Here is a 19,449-nt window from a genome sequence, read left to right on the forward strand (position 1 = left end):
TCATTTTTCTAGGACCCAGGTATCTTTTGTGCCGCCACCTTGAGACGAATTAACCACTAATGAGCCTTCTTTCAGGGCCACTCGGGTAAGCCCGCCCGGTACCATCTTCACCGTTTTACCTGAAAGCACAAAAGGGCGTAAATCAATATGGCGGGGCGCAATACCCGATTCCACAAAAGTTGGGCAGGTTGATAAGGCTAAGGTAGGTTGTGCAATATATTTTTCTGGGTTGGCTTTTAAGTGGACGCGGAAACTTTCTATCTCAGCTTTGCTGGCGGCTGGTCCTACCAACATGCCATAGCCGCCTGCACCATGCGTTTCTTTGACCACCAACTCGCTTAAGTGTGCCAAGGTGTAAGCCAGATCTTCTGGTTTACGGCATTGAAAAGTAGGGACGTTATTGAGGATGGGTTTTTCACCTAAATAGAACTGAATCATTTCCGGTACATAGGGGTAAATCGATTTATCATCAGCTACGCCTGTGCCTATAGCATTAGCCAAGGTCACATTACCCGCTCGGTAGGCCGAGAGGAGACCAGCAACACCGAGTGTGGAATCAGAGCGAAAAGCCAGAGGGTCTAAAAAGTCATCATCAATGCGTCGATAAATGACATCAACTCGTTCGGGGCCTTGGGTAGTGCGCATGAAGACCTGCTCATTTTTCACATACAAGTCTTTGCCTTCAACCAATTCAACCCCCATTTGTAAGGCTAAATAGGTATGTTCAAAGTAAGCTGAGTTGTACATCCCTGGAGTTAACACAACCACATTGGGTTTTTTAACATCGCTGGGTTTTACTGACTTCAGACACTCCAATAAAAGGTCGGGGTAATGCTCTACGGGTGCAATGCGTTGCTCTTGAAACAAGTCGGGAAATAAGCGCATCATCATTTTGCGATCTTCCACCATATATGAGACACCAGATGGCACGCGTAAGTTATCTTCTAATACATAAAACTCCCCTGCACCTGCACGCACAATATCAATTCCCGCAATTTGCGCGTAGATGTCGCGCGGCACATCTACATTGCGCATCTCGGGACGGTATTGGGCATTATTAAAAATTTGCTCGGCGGGCACAATGCCCGCTTTAATAATGGCTTCTGCATGATAAATATCAGAGATAAAACAGTTTAAGGCTTGAACCCGTTGGCGCAGCCCAGCCTCAAGCTGAGCCCATTCTTGAGCGCTAAATATCCGCGGAATTTGATCAAATGGAATCGTGCGTTCTGCGCCCAAGTCATCACCATAAACAGCAAAGGTAATTCCCACTCGTCGAAAAATCAGTTCCGCCTCAGCGCGCTTCAGACCCATAAGGGTATCGCTTTGCTGCTTTAGCCAGCGATGAAAGGTGCGGTAATGGGGCCGCGCTTTACCTGCCTCGTTGAGCATTTCGTCGTATGGCAAGTTCATCGCTATAAGTTAAATCACCTTAGGGCACTTCAGGGGCGAACGGGGAGGTTCGATGGTGCATTAATGCACAAATTTGGTGCTAAAAGAAACTTTTTAGCTAAAAACGGCTTATTTTTAAAGGCAGCTCCAGCGAAAAGTGCCGTTAGCTTAAGACAGGTCGCCGCGGGCAATGCGGGCTTTTTCTCGCTCCCAATCACGTTCTTTTTCGGTAGCGCGTTTGTCATGTTGTTTTTTCCCTTTAGCTAAGCCAATCTCGCATTTCACATTGCCTTTCGAGAAATGCAGGTTAATGGGTACAAGGGTATACCCCTTTTGATCGACCTTGCCAATGAGTTTGCGAATTTCAAGGGCATTAAGGAGTAATTTACGGGTACGCGTGGGGTCAGCTAGTACATGGGTCGAAGTGGAGCTAAGCGGGCTAATATGTGCGCCAATGAGGAATAGTTCAGCCTTGCGGATTACCACATACGCCTCTTTAATTTGTGCCCGGCCTGCGCGAATGGCTTTCACCTCCCAGCCCTCTAAGGCGAGTCCAGCTTCGCAGCGTTCCTCGATAAAATAATCAAAGAAGGCTTTTTTGTTATCAACGATACTCATGGTTTATATAGTAATTTTCTGACTTAATTATGGCAGACGTCTACAAGACCGTTTTAATTAACCAATCCGTTGAACGGATGTTCGATTTAGTGACCGATGTGGCGCGTTACCCTGAATTTCTGCCATGGTGTGGCGGCGTAGAGATTTTTGAACAGTCTGAAACAATTTTAGACGCCAAAATACACATTCATTTTAAAGGCATTAATCAATACTTCCATACGCGCAATGTGAATCATCGCCCCGAAACCATTGATATGGTTTTTGTCGATGGACCGTTTCGGCATTTTTCAGGTCAGTGGAACTTTATTGCCTTGCGCGAAGATGCGTGCAAAGTAGAGTTTAAGTTGCATTGGGAATTTAAAAATGCCTTGCTCGATAAAATTATTGGCCCCGTCTTTGCCCATATTGCTGGTACGTTTGTCGATCGCTTTGTCACCCGAGCTGAAAGCTTATATGGCTAAAGGCTTGAATTTGTGGCTTTGCGACGCCCGCGCAAGCGCTAGTTTGCAAAGGGGCGATGCCTCACCGATCATTACTCCTTTGTATTTACCCCTGCCAAGTGGCGCGGTGGCCACCATTGGAATGGCCTTAATGCGTGCCGGGATTGCTAGTGGGCCCACTGATCCAGCCTTTAGTCGAAAGGGTTGTATTGGGGTCTTTGGCAAGCGCAAAGACTGGCTTAGCCCTATTTATGAAGGTGATCGAATTGAGTTATATGGCCTCTTATTGATTGATCCGAAGGCAGTGCGGCGTAAAAAAGCCAATCAAAACCGGGATAGTGAATTAAAGGCCAGCGCCCTGGCTCGTCAGGCCCGTCGCAAGGCGAAGCAGCGATAAGTCTATAATCTGATTTTGCGACTAGGGGTTTTGTATGCGACTCATCCAAAAAGCACTCACTTTCGACGACGTGCTCCTTGTGCCTGCTTATTCGGCGGTCTTACCACGTGATGCGAGTTTAATTAGTCGTTTAACCCGCGATATTGCCTTAAACATCCCCTTAGTTTCGGCGGCCATGGACACCGTAACCGAAGGTCGTTTAGCCATTGCAATGGCCAGCGAGGGTGGTATTGGTATTGTGCATAAAAATCTCAAACCAGCTGAGCAAGCCCGCGAAGTAGCTAAAGTAAAGCGTTATGAGTCAGGCGTCTTGCGTGACCCCATCACCATTGGACCTGAGGTTACCGTGCGCGAGGTGATTCAGTTATCGCGTGAACATGGCTTTTCTGGCTTTCCTGTGCTGCAGGGCAAGACGGTCGTGGGCATCATCACTAATCGCGATTTACGCTTTGAAGAGGAGCTTGATGCGCCGGTAAAAACCAAAATGACGCCGCGCGATCGACTCGTTACTGTGGGCGAAAGCGCTTCATTAGAAGACGCCAAGCGCTTAATGAATAAACATCGCCTTGAACGCGTGTTGGTGGTCAACGATGCTTTTGAATTACGGGGCCTGATTACGGTTAAAGATATTTTAAAAGCTACCGAGCATCCGAATGCGTGTAAAGATAGCGAAGGTAAGTTGCGCGTTGGGGCGGCGGTTGGAGTGGGCTCAGATAACGACGAGCGCGTCGAGTTACTGGTGAGGGCAGGGGTCGATGTGATTGTGGTTGATACGGCCCATGGTCACAGTCAAGGGGTTCTTGATCGAGTGAAGTGGGTGAAGAAAAATTATCCGCAAGTGCAAGTGATTGGCGGCAATATCGCCACTGCTGATGCCGCAAAAGCATTATTGGAAGCGGGGGCCGATGGCGTCAAGGTGGGTATAGGCCCCGGCTCCATTTGCACTACTCGCATTGTGGCGGGCGTCGGTGTTCCACAAATTACTGCCATCGTCAATGTTGCGCTGGCCCTCAAAGGCACCGGTGTGCCATTAATCGCCGATGGTGGAGTGCGCTATTCAGGTGATGTGGCGAAAGCGCTGGCAGCTGGAGCAGATGCGGTAATGATGGGCGGCATGTTTGCAGGTACTGAAGAGGCGCCAGGTGAAGTCTTTTTATATCAGGGCCGTTCATATAAAAGTTATCGTGGCATGGGTTCTTTAGGTGCGATGACGGATGGTGCTGCCGATCGGTATTTCCAAGAAGATATTGCTACTGCTAATGCCGATAAGTTAGTTCCCGAAGGTATCGAAGGGCAAGTACCTTATAAGGGTAGCGTTCTCACCATCTTGCATCAACTGACTGGCGGTATTCGTTCCTCAATGGGATATTGCGGTTGTAAAACAATTGCCGAGTTACATGACAAAGCCAATTTTGTAGAAATTACTTCAGCAGGTGTGCGTGAATCGCATGTGCATGATGTCAAGATTACAAAGGAAGCACCTAATTACCATATTGATTAAACGATATCGCTGTGCACGCTAAGATTCTTATTCTTGATTTTGGTTCCCAAGTAACCCAACTCATTGCCCGCCGTATCCGTGAAGCAAAAGTCTATTGCGAAATTCATCCTTACGATTGCGCTCCTGAACTGATTCGACGTTTAGTAGAGCAAGACGACTGCAAAGGCATTATTCTTTCTGGCGGTCCAAATTCAGTTACTAGCAGCGCTAGTCCTAGAGCCCCACAAATTGTTTTTGAATTAGGTGTGCCAGTACTTGGCATTTGTTATGGCATGCAAACCATGGCTGAACAATTGGGCGGTGCGGTTGCGTCAGCCGAGACGCTGGGTAAAGCCCGCGAATTTGGTTACGCAGAAGTTCGAGCACATGGCCATACTGCCCTTTTAAAAGGCATTGAAGATTTTGTGACTACTGATGGTCATGGCATGCTGAAGGTCTGGATGAGTCATGGTGATTCGGTCACGACTATGCCGCCTGGCTTTCAATTAATGGCTTCAACCGCCTCTTGCCCCATTGCTGGCATGGCCGATGAAGCCAAACAATTTTATGGTTTTCAGTTTCATCCAGAAGTAACCCATACCCTGCAGGGCGAAGCCATCTTGCAGCGTTTTGTACGTGATATTTGCCATTGCCCAGGCGATTGGGTGATGGGTGATTACATTAGTGAGGCCATCGCGCATATTCGCGCACAAGTTGGCAGCGATGAAGTAATTTTAGGTTTATCGGGAGGCGTTGACTCGAGCGTTGCCGCAGCATTAATTCATCAAGCGATTGGTAATCAACTTACTTGTGTATTTGTCGATCATGGTTTATTGCGCTTGAATGAAGGTGAAATGGTGATGGAAATGTTTGCCCGTAATTTAGGGGTGAAGGTTATTCGGGTAGATGCAGCTGAACAATTTATGGCGCAGCTAGCAGGCGTAAGCGATCCCGAGATGAAACGTAAAATTATTGGCAAAGAATTTATTGACGTATTTCAAGCTGAATCTATCAAAATTAAAAATGCCAAGTGGTTGGCGCAAGGCACTATTTATCCGGATGTCATTGAGTCTGCTGGCAAAGGTAAAAAGGGTGCTCATACCATTAAGAGTCACCACAATGTAGGCGGTTTACCAGATGATATGCACTTGAAATTACTCGAACCCTTACGTGAATTATTCAAGGATGAGGTACGCGAGTTGGGTGTGGCGCTAGGTCTACCCCGTGAAATGGTCTATCGCCATCCCTTTCCAGGCCCTGGTTTGGGTGTGCGCATCTTAGGTGAAGTGAAGGCTGAATACGCTGATTTACTGCGTCATGCCGATGCCATTTTTATTGAAGAATTGCGCAACACGATTGATGAAGTTAGCGGAAAATCATGGTACGACTTAACGAGTCAAGCTTTTGCGGTATTTCTACCAGTCAAATCAGTAGGGGTAATGGGCGATGGTCGCACTTACGAATATGTTGTAGCTTTGCGTGCAGTGCAGACTCAAGATTTTATGACCGCACATTGGGCGCATTTGCCTCATGAACTATTAGGGCGTGTATCTAACCGAATTATTAATGAGGTGCGCGGAATCAATCGTGTGGTCTACGATATTAGCGGTAAGCCACCCGCTACGATTGAGTGGGAATAGAATTTATTTACCTCATCAAGCCTTTATTCAGACTTTATTTGCATGCTCTTAACAATTGGGGCAAACCTAATTAAATCCCCCTTAATTTGCTCACCAAATTTTTCAGGGGTGCCGGGTGATGGAGTAATACCCATTGCTAAGAGTCTAGTCTTTCCCTCTGGTGAGTTCAAAATTTCATTTAAGGCTTGGTTTAATTTAATCAAAATAGGTTTGGGTGTTTTTGCCGGAGCCAACAAACCTACCCAATCATCTATTTCAAACTCTTTGATGCCTGACTCGGTAAAAGTAGGTACATCTGGCATGCTTGGACTTCTTTTTGCGCTTGAGACTGCAATGGCTTTAATGCGCCCTGATTTTACATATTGGTTAGCACCCGCCACAGCGGTGTAAACCAAGGGGATGTTCCCGCCTAATAAATCAATTAAGGCCTGCCCACCGCCTTTGTAAGGCACGTGAACTAAATTAGCGCCAGTTTTTTGCTTGAGTAATTCACCAGCAATATGCGGCGTTCCGCCAGCACCAGAGGTGCCATAAGATAAGCCATTCGGATCTTTTTTGGAGATGGCAATCACATCAGCTAAAGTTTTGCCTTGGAAATCATTGTTTGCCACCACAATCAAAATTGCATCGCCAATTTTGCCAATGGGCGCAAAATCTTTTACGCTATCAAACGAGATTTTGTCAAAAAGTGATGGGTTGATCGATAAAGTTCCGGCATAACCTAGGAGCAGGGTATATCCATCGGGCTCGGCAGCAGCCACCATTTGCGTGCCGATATTGCCAGATGCTCCAGGGCGATTATCAGCAATGACTTGTTGCCCTAATTTTAAAGAAAGCTGTTCTGCAATAAAGCGGCCTGAAGTATCTGTCACCCCACCAGGAGTGAATGGAATAATGAGGCGTATGGGTCGATTAGGATAGTTCGTTTGTGCATGTGAGGTGAGCGAGAAAATAAATGTTCCGACTAAAAGTCCATGCAATAGGTATTTGTGTAATTTCATCTCAGTTCCCTCACTTTGTTTCTACAAACCGTTTTTCAAATTCCCAAACATCTTGAAAGCCCATTAACTCGGAAAGCTCGCCAAAGTCATATAAGTCGACTGGGTTATTAATGGAAGAGCCTGAATGTTTAAAGTGCTCGTAGACCTTAGTCATCGCTTGAACTGAGGCCAATAAAGCCGTAACCGGAAAGATTGCAAGCTTAAATCCACATTGCTCTAATTCTAATTTTGACAAAATAGGGGTACGACCTTTTTCCACCATATTGGCAACCAATGGATGGTTGGGAAAAGTTTCGCCAATGCGTCTGATCTCGTTTAGATTTTCAGGGGATTCAATAAATAATATATCCGCTCCAGCACGAGCATAGGCTTCACCTCTTTTTAACGCTTCATCCAAGCCTAACGTAGTTCTGGCATCAGTTCTGGCGATAATTTTAAATTGTGGGTCGACCCTTGAAGCAACTGCAACCTCAATTTTTTTAACCATCTCTGCCAGCGGTATGACGCGTCTTCCAGGGGTATGGCCACATTTTTTGGGAAACTCTTGATCCTCTAATTGAATCGCTACTGCGCCAGCTGTTTCATATCCGCGAACGGTATGCCGCACATTTAATAAGCCCCCATAACCGGTATCGCCATCCGCAATAAGCGGTGTCTTAGCCATGCCAGCCATTGCGGTAACTCTGCCAACCATGTCAGTATAAGTGGCTAAGCCCGCATCGGGAAGGCCTAAAAGAGAGGCTACGGTGCCATAGCCGGTCATATACAGAGCATCAAAATTCATGCGGTCTGCCAATCTGAGCGAGACCATTTCAAATACTCCGGGGGCAACAATTAAGCCAGGGCTAGCAAGTCTTTGATTAAAAGTGTCTCTTTGAGAAGGCATCGCGATCCTATTCATTTTTTACTTGATGTGTTTGCTGAAGGGTTGGTGAAGAGCGCTCGCTTAAATACTCGGCAATCTTTTTTAGCAACTGGGTGATATCGTTTTGCACCGTTTGAAAATTTGCATTCGGCTCTCGGCTTGCTTCATTCATATAGATGGGTCGACGAATTTCGACTTGAAGGCTATGTCGATTTTTATTAGGTTGACCAATCTGCGCTATGAGTTGCATGCCTTTATATGGATCGTTGCGAGCAACTGTGTAACCCAGCGTGCGCAAATATTGTTCGATCAGATTCATAAATTCTGGCTCACAGGTGGTGCCATCGCGATCGCCAAGCACAAAGTCGGCCAAAGGATGAGGATTATTTTTTATCTGTAAGCGTTCGTAGGCATTATTTGGCATGGAGTGTAAATTTAAATGCCATACCCCGCCGAACCGTTGTATGCTATTTTCGATGGCTTGCGCTAGCGCGAAATGATACGGGCGATAATAGTTTTGAATGCGTTGCTGTACTTCGTTTACGCTCAATTGGCGATCATAAATTACAGTGGCAGCGTTTAGTTTTCGCCAAATTAAGCCGTAACCCAAGCGACTTTTCTCGCTTGGAGACAATGGTTCTGGCCAATCGCCATCTAATAACAGAGGATCAATATCGTTCGCTGTGCGGTTTAGGTCGATGTAAGTGCGAGGAAAGTTAGCTAACAGTAAGGTGGCTCCAACACTAGGAGCGGCGCGCCAGAGTTGATCAACATGGGTATCTTCGCCCCCCCTGAGTTGGGCTCGCGGTACAACATGACAAAAATCTGCAGGATATTCGGTACCACTATGTGGTGAGTCACAAACCAAAGGGATGGCTGAATCGGCTGGTTCAAGCAAGCGATAAGGCGAGTTTTGAGAGCCGATCATGGCCTTAGTCAACTTGAATGTTGGCCACTTTAGCGATGCGCTGATATCGGTCAATTGCTTGCTGAATCTGCTTGGCAAATTCAGCGGGTGTTCCAGGTATAGCAATCGCACCAGATTCCTCAAGCTTCTTAATAAATTCAGGATTTTTCATGCCCTGATGGATCGCTTTATTGAGCTTAGCAATAATGCTCGGTGGGGTACCGGCGGGGGCCACAATCCCAAACCAGCCACCACCACCCATTTGCGGAAACCCTAATTCGCCATAGGTGGGCACGTCGGGCAGGGCGGGTGAGCGTTTTTCTGCCAGTACCGCTAAGGCTCGTAAACGCCCTGCTTTAATTTGCGGTAATGCTGAGGGTAGGTTATCGGTAATGGCATCGACTTGCCCTGCTAACGCATCATTCATTGCTGCGCCTGCACCTTTATAAGGGACATGCAGTAAACGAATTTTGGCGAGCATGGCAAAGTACTCAACGTTGGCATGCCCTAATGAACCGGTGCCAGGGGTAGCAAAGGTATATTTATTGGGATTAGCTTGAGCTAAGGCAATGAATTGCTGCATGGTGTTAGCCGGCACTTTTGGATTGACCGCAAATACGCTCGGCGTTGCCGCCACATTAGTAATGGGCGCGAAGTCTTTAATCGGGTCATACTTGAGTTTTCCGGCATACACCGCTGAATTAGCCCCATGCGTACTCATGGTGGCCATTCCTAGGGTATAGCCATCGGGCTTTGCTTTCGCGACAACCTCCATGCCAACCGATCCGCCAGCACCAGCCCGGTTTTCTACAATGATTTGCTGACCTAATTCACGGCCGGCATATTCAGCGATGAGGCGTGCAGCCAGATCGGTTGATCCACCAGGGCCAAAAGGAACGATTAGCTTCACTGGTTGATCGGGGTAATTACTCTGGGCAAAAGTAGGTAAGCCGCAGAACAGCAGGGCCCCCAAGAGAAGATGGAGCAACTGACGCAATCTAGGCATAGGATTCCTCAGTACCAAAAACAAGAAGAGTTGGCGTTTAATGGCTTGTCAGTTTACCTTACCGCACTCAATGAATTCAATGCACTTGAGCTCGGCCAGCAACAAGGTAAATTGTTTATCATAAGGGTCTGAAGCATCCGCTAATTTACGAACTGGAGCAATCAATGCCATTTTCACGTCGCCTTTTTATGCTGTCTGCCGCTCTGGCTCCCTTTGGCTGTGGTTCAATCGGTTATTTACGCGGGACTGCTGTGCCTGCGCCAAGTCCGATGCCGGCAGTGCGTCCACCGCAGGTGGGTCAAGAGTGGTCTTATTTACAGCGGGATATGTTTAATGGCAATACGCTGGGCACCTTAACCGAACGGGTGCAGTCGGTGGGCTCGCAAATTGTCATTACCCGCTCGATGGATACGAGCACAGCATCAGCCAATACGAGTTCTGGTGCCTTTGGTGCCATTATGAAAGATATCAATCAAATCAATGAACCAATTGGTTCAATGGGCAATGAAGTGCAAGGCCCATGGGGCACTTTTTTAGCGAATCCCAACTGGAAAACCTTATTGTTATTTAACCCAGGAGTACCAGCCTGGCCCCAACAATTAAATGCATCCTGGAGTAAGCAAACCAATACCAAATATCAGGTAGCTGGCAATGCGGGCTATACCTTTTCATGGGAAGAATATATGAGTGCTAGCGCTTGGGAAACCATCACGGTTCCAGCTGGCACATTTACCGCATTAAAATTTAGTAGTTTAGTCAACTACACTAGTCCCGATGCGAATAAAATTAATTGCATTTGGCGAGAAACCTGCTGGTTTGCCCCGCAAATTGGGCGCTGGGTAGCACGGGAATCATCGGGATCGTATATGTTAATTGGTGTTATGCAATCGCCATTTTTAGAAAATGAATATGTTTGGCAGCTAAGCTCTTGGAAATAAATTTATCGCGCCGTGTTTGTTTAATCGCTATAGGCGCCTTACCCAGTGCTTGTCTCACCCCGATTCCTTATCCTGCTGCAACTGTAAGCCCAACGCCGAGTGTACCTCCCCAAATGCGAGCACCTCAAGTGGGGCAGCAATGGGTTTACGCCGTGCGGAATATTTTTAACCAAGAGACACTCGATGTCGTTACAGAAACGGTGGTGCAAGTAGGCGAGCAAATTCGCATCCAACGTAACTCTAATAAAATAGGCCCCTTACCCGATGAAGTTCAAGGACCTTGGGGCAAGATCATTCAAGATCCGCATTGGCAACCTGCGCAAAAGTTTATTCGTCCACTACCAATATGGCCTGAAAAATTAGAGCTGGGCTGGTCTGGTTCTTATCGCGATCGTTATCAAGTGCTCGGTTACCCAGATGCTGACTTTGCTTGGCTAGTCACTATTTCAGCAATTGCTTGGGAAAAAATTCGTACGCCAGCTGGATCATTTGTCGCCTTGAAATACAGTAGCGACTCACCCTATTTTGAAAGTAATGATGTTTCACGTTTCGCTAGCTTACGCAATGAAGAAACTTGGCTAGTACCCGAAATTGGACGCTGGGCGATTCGCCGTAGCATGGGGCGCTATTTATTAGGCGGCATGAGTTGGTCTGGCTCATTTTGGGAGGATTATTTAGAGTGGGAGCTGCAGTCATGGAAATAAATTCTTTCCTAGCTAATTTATTCACCCAGCAATTTAATTAATGTATAGCGTTAAAGAAATTTTTCCTACCTTACAGGGTGAAGGCGCGCATGCTGGACGTGCTGCTGTATTTTGTCGGTTTTCAGGCTGCAATCTTTGGAGCGGACGTGAGGAAGATCGTGCTACTGCTATTTGCCAATTTTGCGATACCGATTTTATTGGTGTTGATGGTATTGGTGGTGGAAAATTTTCGATTGCTGGCGAGTTAGCGAGTGCAATTGAAGCTGCCTGGCTAACTACTGCTGCCGGCCGTCATTACCGCTATGTGGTTTTTACCGGAGGAGAGCCGCTCTTGCAGTTAGACGAAGCTCTTCTGCAAGCCTTACACGCGCTTCAGTTCGAAATTGCCGTTGAAACCAATGGCACCTTACCATTGCCTGCCGGAATCGACTGGGTGTGTGTGAGCCCGAAGGCAGGCACTGAGTTGGTGGTCAAACAAGCCGATGAAATTAAATTGGCGGTGCCACAAAATGGCCATACTCAATTGGAGATGTTGTTGAAACGATTTGAGAGCATGGACTACCGACATCGTTTTTTACAACCCATTGATGGTGTAGAGCGCACAGCGAATACCGCTTTAGCAGTACAGCTTTGCCAAAAAAGACCCTTGTGGCGTTTAAGTCTTCAAACCCATAAATACATTGGGATGCCTTAATATTAGCCCTATGATTACGATTACTAGGCGGTTCGAGTTTGATGCAGGTCACCGTATTCCCCACCACGAGGGTCAATGCGCCCATTTGCATGGTCATCGTTATGCTTTAGAGATCACACTTGCTGGCGAGGTTTTGCAGCATCCTGGCGCTGCCGATGATGGTATGGTGCTTGATTTTGGTGAAGTTAAGCACTTAACACAAGTGCATTTAGTGAGTTTATGGGATCACGCTTTTTTAGTGGCGCAGGAAGACCAGCGCGTCGTTACTTTTTTAGCAAGTATGCCAAATCATAAAACTGTCGTTTTGGCTGATGTGCCTACCGTAGAAAATTTAGCGCGAACCGCTTTTCAGATACTTGAGCCTGTTTTTAAGGACTCCTTTCAGGGGCGCCTGACTTTAGCTTCAATTCGTTTGTACGAAACGCCTAATTGTTGGGCTGATGTTTTTAGTTCAGTGACGGTAGCAGTTTAATTTGATGAATGCTGATATTGATTTTATGAGGCTAGCATTGGAACAAGCACAATTAGCGGCCGCCCAAGGAGAAGTTCCGGTGGGGGCAGTATTGGTTAAAAATGGCGCGGTCCTCGCACGTAGTTTTAATCAGCCTATTGCTAAACACGACCCGAGCGCACATGCTGAAATGAATGTCTTGCGTTTAGCTGCAGTGCAGCTTGCAAACTATCGTTTACCAGATACCACGCTCTATGTCACCCTCGAGCCCTGTGCGATGTGTTGCGGGGCGATGCTGCATGCGCGTATCGAACGTGTTGTTTATGGAGCGCCTGACCCTAAAACAGGAGCGGCTGGCAGCGTCCTTAACATCTTTGGTGAATCGCAAATTAATCATCAAACTGCCGTCACCGGTGGTGTTTTAGGTGATGACTGTGGTCATGTATTGCGCACCTTTTTTGAGGCCCGCCGCAGATGAAAATTCATCTCATTGCCCCCTCTGGTGCAGCGCTTGAGCAACGTAGCCCTGATAATGCGGTGCGCTACTTGATTGAGCAGGGTATTGCCGTAGAGAACCTTGCTTGTGTGAAACGAGTTCATCAGCGCTTTGCTGGAACTGACGTTGAGCGCTTAGCTGAGCTCAATGCGCTTGCCAAGCTTGATCCTGACACGACTGTAATGGCCATGCGCGGTGGTTATGGTTTGCAGCGTATTTTGCCGAGCATTGACTGGGTTGCATTAGCGAATACAGTAAAGCGGGGCGTGCAACTATGCGGACATAGCGATTTCACTGCGCTGCAATTAGGCCTATTGGCTAAAACAGGTGCGATTAGCTTGGCGGGCCCAATGCTGAATTACGATTTTGGGCGAGTGAATGCAGCAGGTGAGCCCATTCCCCCCAATGCTTTCATGTGGCAGCATTTTCAACAGGCAATCAACGCACGTCAATTAGATTGCCAAGTTCTAAAAGCACAACCCTATCTGGGAGCGAAGCAAAATGCAGTAGCACTAAAGGGCATCTTGTGGGGCGGCAATCTTACTATTTTATGCACCTTAATCGGTAGTGAGTTTATGCCGAGCGCTGAGCAAACTCGGGGCGGAATTTTATTTTTAGAAGACATTAACGAACATCCTTATCGGCTTGAGCGCATGCTCATTCAGTTATTAGAGGCTGGGGTCTTTGCACAGCAGCAGGCCATTTTATTAGGCGATTTTTCAGGCTATCGACTACTTGACAATGATCGTGGTTACGATTTCTCAGCCGCTGTGGCTTGGTTGCGCGAGCGCCTGCCAAGCTCGATTCCGATTTTAATGGGCTTGCCATTTGGCCATTGCCCTGAAAAATTGACTTTACCGGTGGGCGCGCAGGCTAATTTGACAGCCAATTTAAGCGGATTTGACCTGCAGGCACATTGGTAGGAATTACGCCTAAGCAGGCTAAGCTTCGGCACTACTTAAATGAAAGCTGGCTTTAGAGTCTTGTGCCAGAGCCTCCTGCAGAGCTGGTAAAGCAAGCTTCAATTTTTCATTTAGAGTCCAGGGCGGGTTCACAACTAACATCCCACTCGCTTGTAAGCGCCGCTCACTTGGATTATTCGCTACCCGCAACTCTGCTTGCAGCCAAGGTCTTGAGTAACTCATAATGATTTTTTTTAAGCGCGCAGCTAAAGCGATCGATTCTCGCCGCGGCAGAATGGGATACCAAATGGCAAAACAACCTGTAGCGAAACGTTGCAAACCTTCAGCAAGCGTGGTTTCAATCTGGCGATAATCATTTTTATCTTCATAAGCAGGGTCAATTAAAACTAAGCCCCTGCGCCCGGGTGGAGGTAATAATGCTTTAAGTCCACTAAAGCCATTGCTGGCATAGACATCAATTTGTTTGGCATTGGGTAGTTGCGCTACATTTCTTTGCAGAATCAAAATTTCTTGGGGATGTAATTCAAATAATTTGAGGCGGTCTTGCGGTCTTAAGAGCCTCGCCAAAATAAAGGGAGAACCTGGATAAATAGATAAGGACTCAGTTTGGTTTTCAAGCTGAACTTGCTGAAATAAGTTTTGAAAAGAGGGTACTAATTTGGTGGTTAAGCGTTCAATACCCCATTGCGCTTCTTTACTGATTTGCGCAAAGCCGTCTTGCAAGTGATAAATGCCAGCACCAGCATGCGTATCAATAAAAGTGACTGCCCCTGGTTTTTCTTGGAGGTAGTGAATTAACTCAATAAGCACAAGATGCTTCAACATGTCAGCATGTCCACCAGCATGAAAAGCATGGCGGTAACTAAACATAACAATGCATGATGAAGCAGTGAATGACTAGGCAGACGTTTTTTGGCGGAGACCAAAAACGATGAGGGTGAGGAAAATAAGCATTACCCCAAGATTTTGTAAATACTGGTTTTCAGCAAAATCGAGAGAGGTATTTAGCAAAATATAGATGGTAATAAGGCCACCCAAGGCAATAAAGCGTGGCCACCAGCCATTGGCTAGGAGTTGTTTGCGAGGTATTTTATCGGCTAGATAGGCACCAATGAGGCCGCACCAAAAGCCTAAACCCGCTGCCACTAACACATCGCTCAGCCAATGCACGCCGAGGGCACTGCGTGAAATTCCCACCAAAATAGCGAGGAGAAATAAAAGCAGAAGGGGGGTGCGTAAGGTTTGCTTAGCACAGAAAAATATTGCTGTGGCCACAGCAAAAGCAGTGAGCGTATGACCTGATGGCATGGAGTTGCTTAACAACATATCGCCAAAGCGAAAAAAACTGCCTTCAGCCAGCACACCAGAAGGCCGGGGTAGGCTTAGCAGCGGCTTCAGAATAGAGCTAATGACCGCTGTTAAGGCCCCAGCAAAAATACCAGCACTTAAAGCCCGCGGCGCAAAAATAAGCAGCGGGAAGGTAATCGCAAAAAGACCCCAACCGTTACCTAAATACGTAAATGCTGCCCAGGCCCAGTTCGGAAGAATTTGGCTGGCTTCATTGAGTACTAAAAACGAACTAACCTGTTGGTGGGAGACAAATAAACCAAGCCCCAACGCAATGGGAAGTAGGGGCAAAAGCCAGAATAGCAGCCGCGGTGCGCGATTAATCGGTGGCATCCAGTTGCACTGCGACCTTGACCATCACTTCTGCAACGGTAATAGCCTGCATACAGACATTATCTTGACAAGGCGTTTTGCGATGATTAGCTGCGCTTACACAAGGGGAGCAGGCAAGCTGCGCAGTAATGGGAATCGAGCGGCCGAGCGAGCCATATAAGGCTGGAGTTTCTGGGCCAAAAAGCACCACGGTACGTAATTGGGTAACCGAAGAAAAATGACCGGGACCCGAATCATTGGTAACCATGACTTTAGCCAGCGTATATAAAGCGGGTAATTCACCAAAACTTACTTTGCCAGCAAAGTTAATCGCACGCTCCACCTTTGCTTCTAAGCGAATGGCTTCAACATAAGCAACTTCATTGGCCGAGCCGGTAATGAGGATGAGATCGTTTGGCCAGCGGGTATGGATTGCCGCAATGAGCTCAGCAAACCGTTGCGGTGCCCAGCGGCGTTGGGGCAACAAATCGCTGGCATTGGGATTGACGAGGATGAGGCGTTGGGCTTGAGCAGCAAACGGAATAGCGAGTTGCCGAGCTAAGCCAATAATGCGCTCTTGTACAGTTTGTAGAACCTGTGGATCGATCTTGGCTTGCTGAATACGAATCGCAGAATCGGGAATGGTAATTTTACTAAAAGGAATTTCAATGGCAGTTGCAAATGCTGCATGCACCAAAGAAATAAAGTTTTTAGCGATATGAATATGGGGGTTGTAATGCACCTTACGCGTTAGCATGGTGCCGCGCCATAATCCCTCACCGTGAAAAATATGATAACCAACCCGCCGTTGTGCACCACAGAGCCCTGTTAAGAGGGCGGTAAAGCGAGAAAATAATTCGAGGTCAATTACGGTATCAATTCGCTGCTGTCGTGCTTGCCATAAAAAAACCACCGAGTCGCGCATCAGGCTAAATAAGCCCGATGAATCAATGGTAAAAACATTTTCTGGCTTTACAGTATTTAACAAGCTTAAGCTCGCACGATTACTTTTAAAAATAAGAAAGTAAATTTCTGCTCCGCGAGCTTGGGCTTCGCGCATGGCTGGATCAACTAATATTGCACTACCCATTTCGGATAATTCAATAAACAGTAATTTACGTGGCGTTTGTAATGCTGGTTTAAATGCGCTTTGGAGGCGATCGAGTACTGAAACTAGCGGGCTGATGATTGCGCAGAGTGGCACCCCCACCCAATGGTCGATGCTTCGCATGGTATTGACACGAATACTCATTCGGTACGCTTATTTAAATTTTAAAATGGGATAAACGCCAGGTAGAGCACAGAGCGCAGAGAATGCACCAAAGCTAACTGAGGCTAACACGGTTAAAGAGGGTTCCACTCCCCATAAAACGAGTACCGAGGAGAGTGTTGCTTCGCGTAGCCCCCAACCAGAAATACTAATCGGCAGCATGAGCAGCAAACTGAGGGCAGGCAAACCAATCATCAGCGCTTCTACTGGAACGGCAGCCCCATAGGCCTTTAAGCAGCAGCCTAGCGCAACGATATTAAAGCAGTGAATGCCAATTGAGAAAGTCACTTGGGCAATGGTTATAGGAAAACCAAAAGCAAAACGAATGCCTGGTAAGGTAGCCATCATGCGAAAGCGCGCCAAGATTTTTTCTAAGAGCCTGAGGCTGGGCCCCCAAATTAAAATGAGCGCACCAACTATGCCAGCAAAGAGCATGATTGCAATTACGCCGTAACCTAATTCAACCCCCCAGCTAGCTAGCGTAGCGCCACCTAATACCAAGCCAATCCCACCTAATAAGTTGTTACCTGCTAAGCCCAGCATACGATCAATTAAAGTCATCGCAAAACCTAGGCGTAACTTTGGTGTGGCGTGCCCTAAATCGACTTCATGATGCAATTCCTCATCAAGCTCTTTTTTGCCGCCAACCTTGTCATCAGCGGTCAGGTGGCTGCCGGTAACAGCCCGGTAACTATCGCCACCCAAGGTGCTAGGCAAGCCCTGATTAATTAAGGTGCCAGCAAAATACAACTTAATGTAAGCAAAGACACTCCCTTGAAAGCCTACTTTACGCATCAAGAGGGCCCAACGAATACCGCCACAAGTAAACGCCGAGAAAATAGCCAAAACCGCCCCAATAAACCACATGGGTTGCATTTTTAATTCAGTCGTAAAAAGTGCATGCCAGTCGATGCCACTGGTGGCTTTCCATAACAGGGCAATCGACAACAAAATACGAATAGTGGGCCAACTGCGCTTGAGAATGGTTTTCCAGCCAGGTTGAGGGGCGGCGTCTAAGGGCCTATTTTTGCTCATAGGCGTAAGGATAATGCTTTGGGGTGCCAGCCCTGACAAAAGCTGAAGTCAAAGCGGGATAAAGCTTGGTTAAAGCGGTTAATAGTAAGGCTCTCGATGGTTTCGCAAGTACTAAAATAACCCCGCGGATCGCTTGTATTCACTGGCGCGGCAAACGGTAGGCCTGACCAGTTCACCAAGATAACGTTGGCATTTTCTGGTAAAGGGCCAAACCAGAGATCAAATTGATCTTGACGCTGGTCGATGACAAAAACCGGTAAAGGCTCGCTATACCAAGCTAAGCGACTAGCCAGAGTCCAATTTTGTACTGCAGTTCCAGCAGCTTGTTTCTCTTGTACTAGTTGCGCAGCTCGGGCTCCTGCTAAATTCCAGCCATACAGATCAGCGATGGGATTATTTGGTTGCCCCCTAAAACTGATGCCACCGATAAATACTAAGGTGAAGCCTAATAAGCAAAGCAATAATTGCGTTCCTGCGCAAATGCTGAGCAACCAACGATATGATTTTTGCCACAGCCCAGCTAGGCCAATACCAGCAAAAGGCGCTAAACAAAACCAAGCGGGGCTTGTCCAATGAGGTAGACCACCGCCAGCAGAGAGAATTGCAAAAAGAATAAATGGCAAGAAAAAGAAGCTTAACAAAGCGAGTAGTTGCGGTTTATCAAGCTTCAGAAAGTAGCGGATAAAAATACCGCCGCCGATTGGCAGTAAGACTCCATAGGCTAACAATTGCAGTCCAAAAAATCGCGCTATACCCAACCAAGACCAAGTACCGCCGCCGCCATGATTGATTTGGTATTGAAAGGAAATCCACGCATGGGCCCAATTCCAGAAAATAATCGGACTGATCGCAACGAGTGCAATGAAACACGCTAGCCAAAAACCAGACTGATTGAGCCAGTTCTTACGTGGAGATACTAAAAAAACCAGCACAAGCGCAAGTGCACTAAAAATGGCAGTATATTTACTTAAACCGGCTAAGCCTAGGACTACACCCAAGACCACCCATTGCCAAACGTAAAACTGCTGCGCTTGTTGCAGCCAGCAAATGGCCAGCCATAATAAAGTTAATACTAACGGGGTTAAAAGCGAATCGGGTAAGAGGCCAATTGCTAAAACGTGTGGCAATGGCGCTAAGACAATGGCAAGCATAGCAGCAACACTAGCCATTTGTTTTGAGGGTAATTGCTGGGCTAGCGAGTTGCGAGTTTTGGTTTGTAGATACAGCATTAAATCGTTAGTGATGTAATACACCAATACACATGAAATGAGCCACAGCAGTTCAGGTATGAAGCGGATCACACCCTCACTGAAGTCATTGGCAACTAAAGGCCATTGAATCCAGCCAACTAAAGGAGGGTGATCAAAATAACTCCAAGCCAGGTGTTTGGCATATAAGGCATAGTGCGCTTCGTCGACTGAAAATTCAACGGCAAAGCCCAGTGCCAAATGAATTAATGCCGCACCAAGCACGCAGCCTAAAACCCAGCGCAGTAGTACTGACGAGCGCAAGAAAGTTGTCATGCGAGCTGTT

The 19,449-nt window shown here is 47.0% G+C and carries 22 protein-coding genes; 10 read left to right on the forward strand and 12 right to left on the reverse strand.

The window, feature by feature from the left end:
- Window positions 1-1,413 carry a circularly permuted type 2 ATP-grasp protein gene (locus LZG75_RS05465; protein WP_233923853.1) on the reverse strand — a complete coding sequence of 471 codons (1,413 nt, stop codon included), beginning with the start codon at window positions 1,411-1,413 and terminating at the stop codon, window positions 1-3.
- Between the two features lie 147 nt (window positions 1,414-1,560).
- Entirely contained in the window at window positions 1,561-2,010 is a 450-nt protein-coding gene (smpB, locus tag LZG75_RS05470; RefSeq protein WP_233923854.1) for an SsrA-binding protein SmpB, read from the reverse strand.
- Between the two features lie 29 nt (window positions 2,011-2,039).
- On the opposite strand from smpB, the gene LZG75_RS05475 reads away from it, so the two are divergent.
- The 4 genes from LZG75_RS05475 to guaA are packed head-to-tail and all read left to right on the forward strand — an operon-like array spanning window position 2,040 to window position 5,967.
- On the forward strand, window positions 2,040-2,471 hold the full coding sequence (locus LZG75_RS05475) for a type II toxin-antitoxin system RatA family toxin (protein WP_233923855.1): 432 nt from the start codon (window positions 2,040-2,042) through the stop codon (window positions 2,469-2,471).
- Window positions 2,472-2,475: 4 nt separating this feature from the next.
- Window positions 2,476-2,847: an RnfH family protein gene (locus tag LZG75_RS05480; RefSeq protein ID WP_233936033.1), complete on the forward strand. Its 372-nt coding sequence runs from the start codon at window positions 2,476-2,478 to the stop codon at window positions 2,845-2,847.
- Between the two features lie 34 nt (window positions 2,848-2,881).
- Window positions 2,882-4,348, forward strand: coding sequence for an IMP dehydrogenase (guaB, locus tag LZG75_RS05485; protein ID WP_233923857.1), 1,467 nt, complete (start codon window positions 2,882-2,884; stop codon window positions 4,346-4,348).
- A gap of 11 nt (window positions 4,349-4,359) precedes the next feature.
- Window positions 4,360-5,967, forward strand: coding sequence for a glutamine-hydrolyzing GMP synthase (guaA, locus tag LZG75_RS05490; protein ID WP_233936043.1), 1,608 nt, complete (start codon window positions 4,360-4,362; stop codon window positions 5,965-5,967).
- Between the two features lie 23 nt (window positions 5,968-5,990).
- On the opposite strand, the gene LZG75_RS05495 is transcribed toward guaA, so the two are convergent.
- The 5 genes from LZG75_RS05495 to LZG75_RS12265 are packed head-to-tail and all read right to left on the reverse strand — an operon-like array spanning window position 5,991 to window position 9,917.
- On the reverse strand, window positions 5,991-6,968 hold the full coding sequence (locus LZG75_RS05495) for a tripartite tricarboxylate transporter substrate binding protein (RefSeq protein ID WP_233923873.1): 978 nt from the start codon (window positions 6,966-6,968) through the stop codon (window positions 5,991-5,993).
- 10 nt (window positions 6,969-6,978) lie between these two features.
- The gene (locus LZG75_RS05500; protein ID WP_233936046.1) at window positions 6,979-7,854 is read right to left on the reverse strand and encodes an oxaloacetate decarboxylase; all 876 of its coding nucleotides are present in this window, start codon (window positions 7,852-7,854) and stop codon (window positions 6,979-6,981) included.
- A 7-nt stretch (window positions 7,855-7,861) separates the two neighbouring features.
- Complete coding sequence (locus LZG75_RS05505) at window positions 7,862-8,761, reverse strand: N-formylglutamate amidohydrolase (RefSeq protein ID WP_233936048.1); 900 nt, start codon at window positions 8,759-8,761, stop codon at window positions 7,862-7,864.
- A 4-nt stretch (window positions 8,762-8,765) separates the two neighbouring features.
- Window positions 8,766-9,746, reverse strand: a complete 981-nt coding sequence (locus tag LZG75_RS05510) for a tripartite tricarboxylate transporter substrate binding protein (protein ID WP_233923876.1) — start codon at window positions 9,744-9,746, stop codon at window positions 8,766-8,768.
- A 48-nt stretch (window positions 9,747-9,794) separates the two neighbouring features.
- A complete protein-coding gene (locus LZG75_RS12265) occupies window positions 9,795-9,917 on the reverse strand; it encodes a hypothetical protein (RefSeq protein ID WP_255698798.1) in 123 nt (40 codons plus the stop codon).
- Between LZG75_RS12265 and LZG75_RS05515 the strand changes: the two genes are divergently transcribed.
- The 6 genes from LZG75_RS05515 to LZG75_RS05540 are packed head-to-tail and all read left to right on the forward strand — an operon-like array spanning window position 9,911 to window position 13,952.
- A complete protein-coding gene (locus tag LZG75_RS05515; protein WP_233923877.1) occupies window positions 9,911-10,684 on the forward strand; it encodes a hypothetical protein in 774 nt (257 codons plus the stop codon). The genes LZG75_RS12265 and LZG75_RS05515 overlap by 7 nt on opposite strands.
- Window positions 10,675-11,388, forward strand: coding sequence for a hypothetical protein (locus tag LZG75_RS05520; protein ID WP_233936051.1), 714 nt, complete (start codon window positions 10,675-10,677; stop codon window positions 11,386-11,388). The genes LZG75_RS05515 and LZG75_RS05520 overlap by 10 nt, the downstream gene beginning before the upstream one ends.
- 40 nt (window positions 11,389-11,428) lie before the next feature.
- Entirely contained in the window at window positions 11,429-12,082 is a 654-nt protein-coding gene (gene queE, locus LZG75_RS05525) for a 7-carboxy-7-deazaguanine synthase (protein WP_233923879.1), read from the forward strand.
- 1 nt (window position 12,083) lies between these two features.
- A complete protein-coding gene (queD, locus tag LZG75_RS05530) occupies window positions 12,084-12,554 on the forward strand; it encodes a 6-carboxytetrahydropterin synthase QueD (protein ID WP_233924082.1) in 471 nt (156 codons plus the stop codon).
- A 4-nt stretch (window positions 12,555-12,558) separates the two neighbouring features.
- Entirely contained in the window at window positions 12,559-13,011 is a 453-nt protein-coding gene (gene tadA / locus LZG75_RS05535) for a tRNA adenosine(34) deaminase TadA (protein WP_255698800.1), read from the forward strand.
- Window positions 13,008-13,952, forward strand: a complete 945-nt coding sequence (locus tag LZG75_RS05540; protein ID WP_233936056.1) for an LD-carboxypeptidase — start codon at window positions 13,008-13,010, stop codon at window positions 13,950-13,952. Before tadA ends, LZG75_RS05540 begins: the two co-directional genes overlap by 4 nt.
- A gap of 18 nt (window positions 13,953-13,970) precedes the next feature.
- Here LZG75_RS05540 and LZG75_RS05545 read toward each other — a convergent pair whose 3' ends face one another.
- From LZG75_RS05545 to LZG75_RS05565, 5 genes are read right to left on the reverse strand one after another with little or no spacing between them, the layout of a single operon-like run.
- On the reverse strand, window positions 13,971-14,822 hold the full coding sequence (locus LZG75_RS05545; protein WP_233936059.1) for a 23S rRNA (adenine(2030)-N(6))-methyltransferase RlmJ: 852 nt from the start codon (window positions 14,820-14,822) through the stop codon (window positions 13,971-13,973).
- A 27-nt stretch (window positions 14,823-14,849) separates the two neighbouring features.
- Window positions 14,850-15,590: a phosphatase PAP2 family protein gene (locus tag LZG75_RS05550; protein ID WP_233936061.1), complete on the reverse strand. Its 741-nt coding sequence runs from the start codon at window positions 15,588-15,590 to the stop codon at window positions 14,850-14,852.
- A gap of 28 nt (window positions 15,591-15,618) precedes the next feature.
- Entirely contained in the window at window positions 15,619-16,863 is a 1,245-nt protein-coding gene (locus LZG75_RS05555) for a glycosyltransferase family 9 protein (protein ID WP_233923884.1), read from the reverse strand.
- Between the two features lie 9 nt (window positions 16,864-16,872).
- Window positions 16,873-17,916 (reverse strand): lysylphosphatidylglycerol synthase transmembrane domain-containing protein, encoded by a 1,044-nt coding sequence (locus LZG75_RS05560; protein ID WP_233923885.1) that lies wholly within the window; start codon window positions 17,914-17,916, stop codon window positions 16,873-16,875.
- On the reverse strand, window positions 17,913-19,439 hold the full coding sequence (locus tag LZG75_RS05565) for a glycosyltransferase family 39 protein (RefSeq protein ID WP_233936064.1): 1,527 nt from the start codon (window positions 19,437-19,439) through the stop codon (window positions 17,913-17,915). The genes LZG75_RS05560 and LZG75_RS05565 overlap by 4 nt, the downstream gene beginning before the upstream one ends.
- Between the last annotated feature and the right edge of the window lie 10 nt (window positions 19,440-19,449).

The sequence above is a fragment of the Polynucleobacter sp. IMCC30063 genome (assembly GCF_021395235.1).
Lineage (GTDB): Bacteria > Pseudomonadota > Gammaproteobacteria > Burkholderiales > Burkholderiaceae > Polynucleobacter.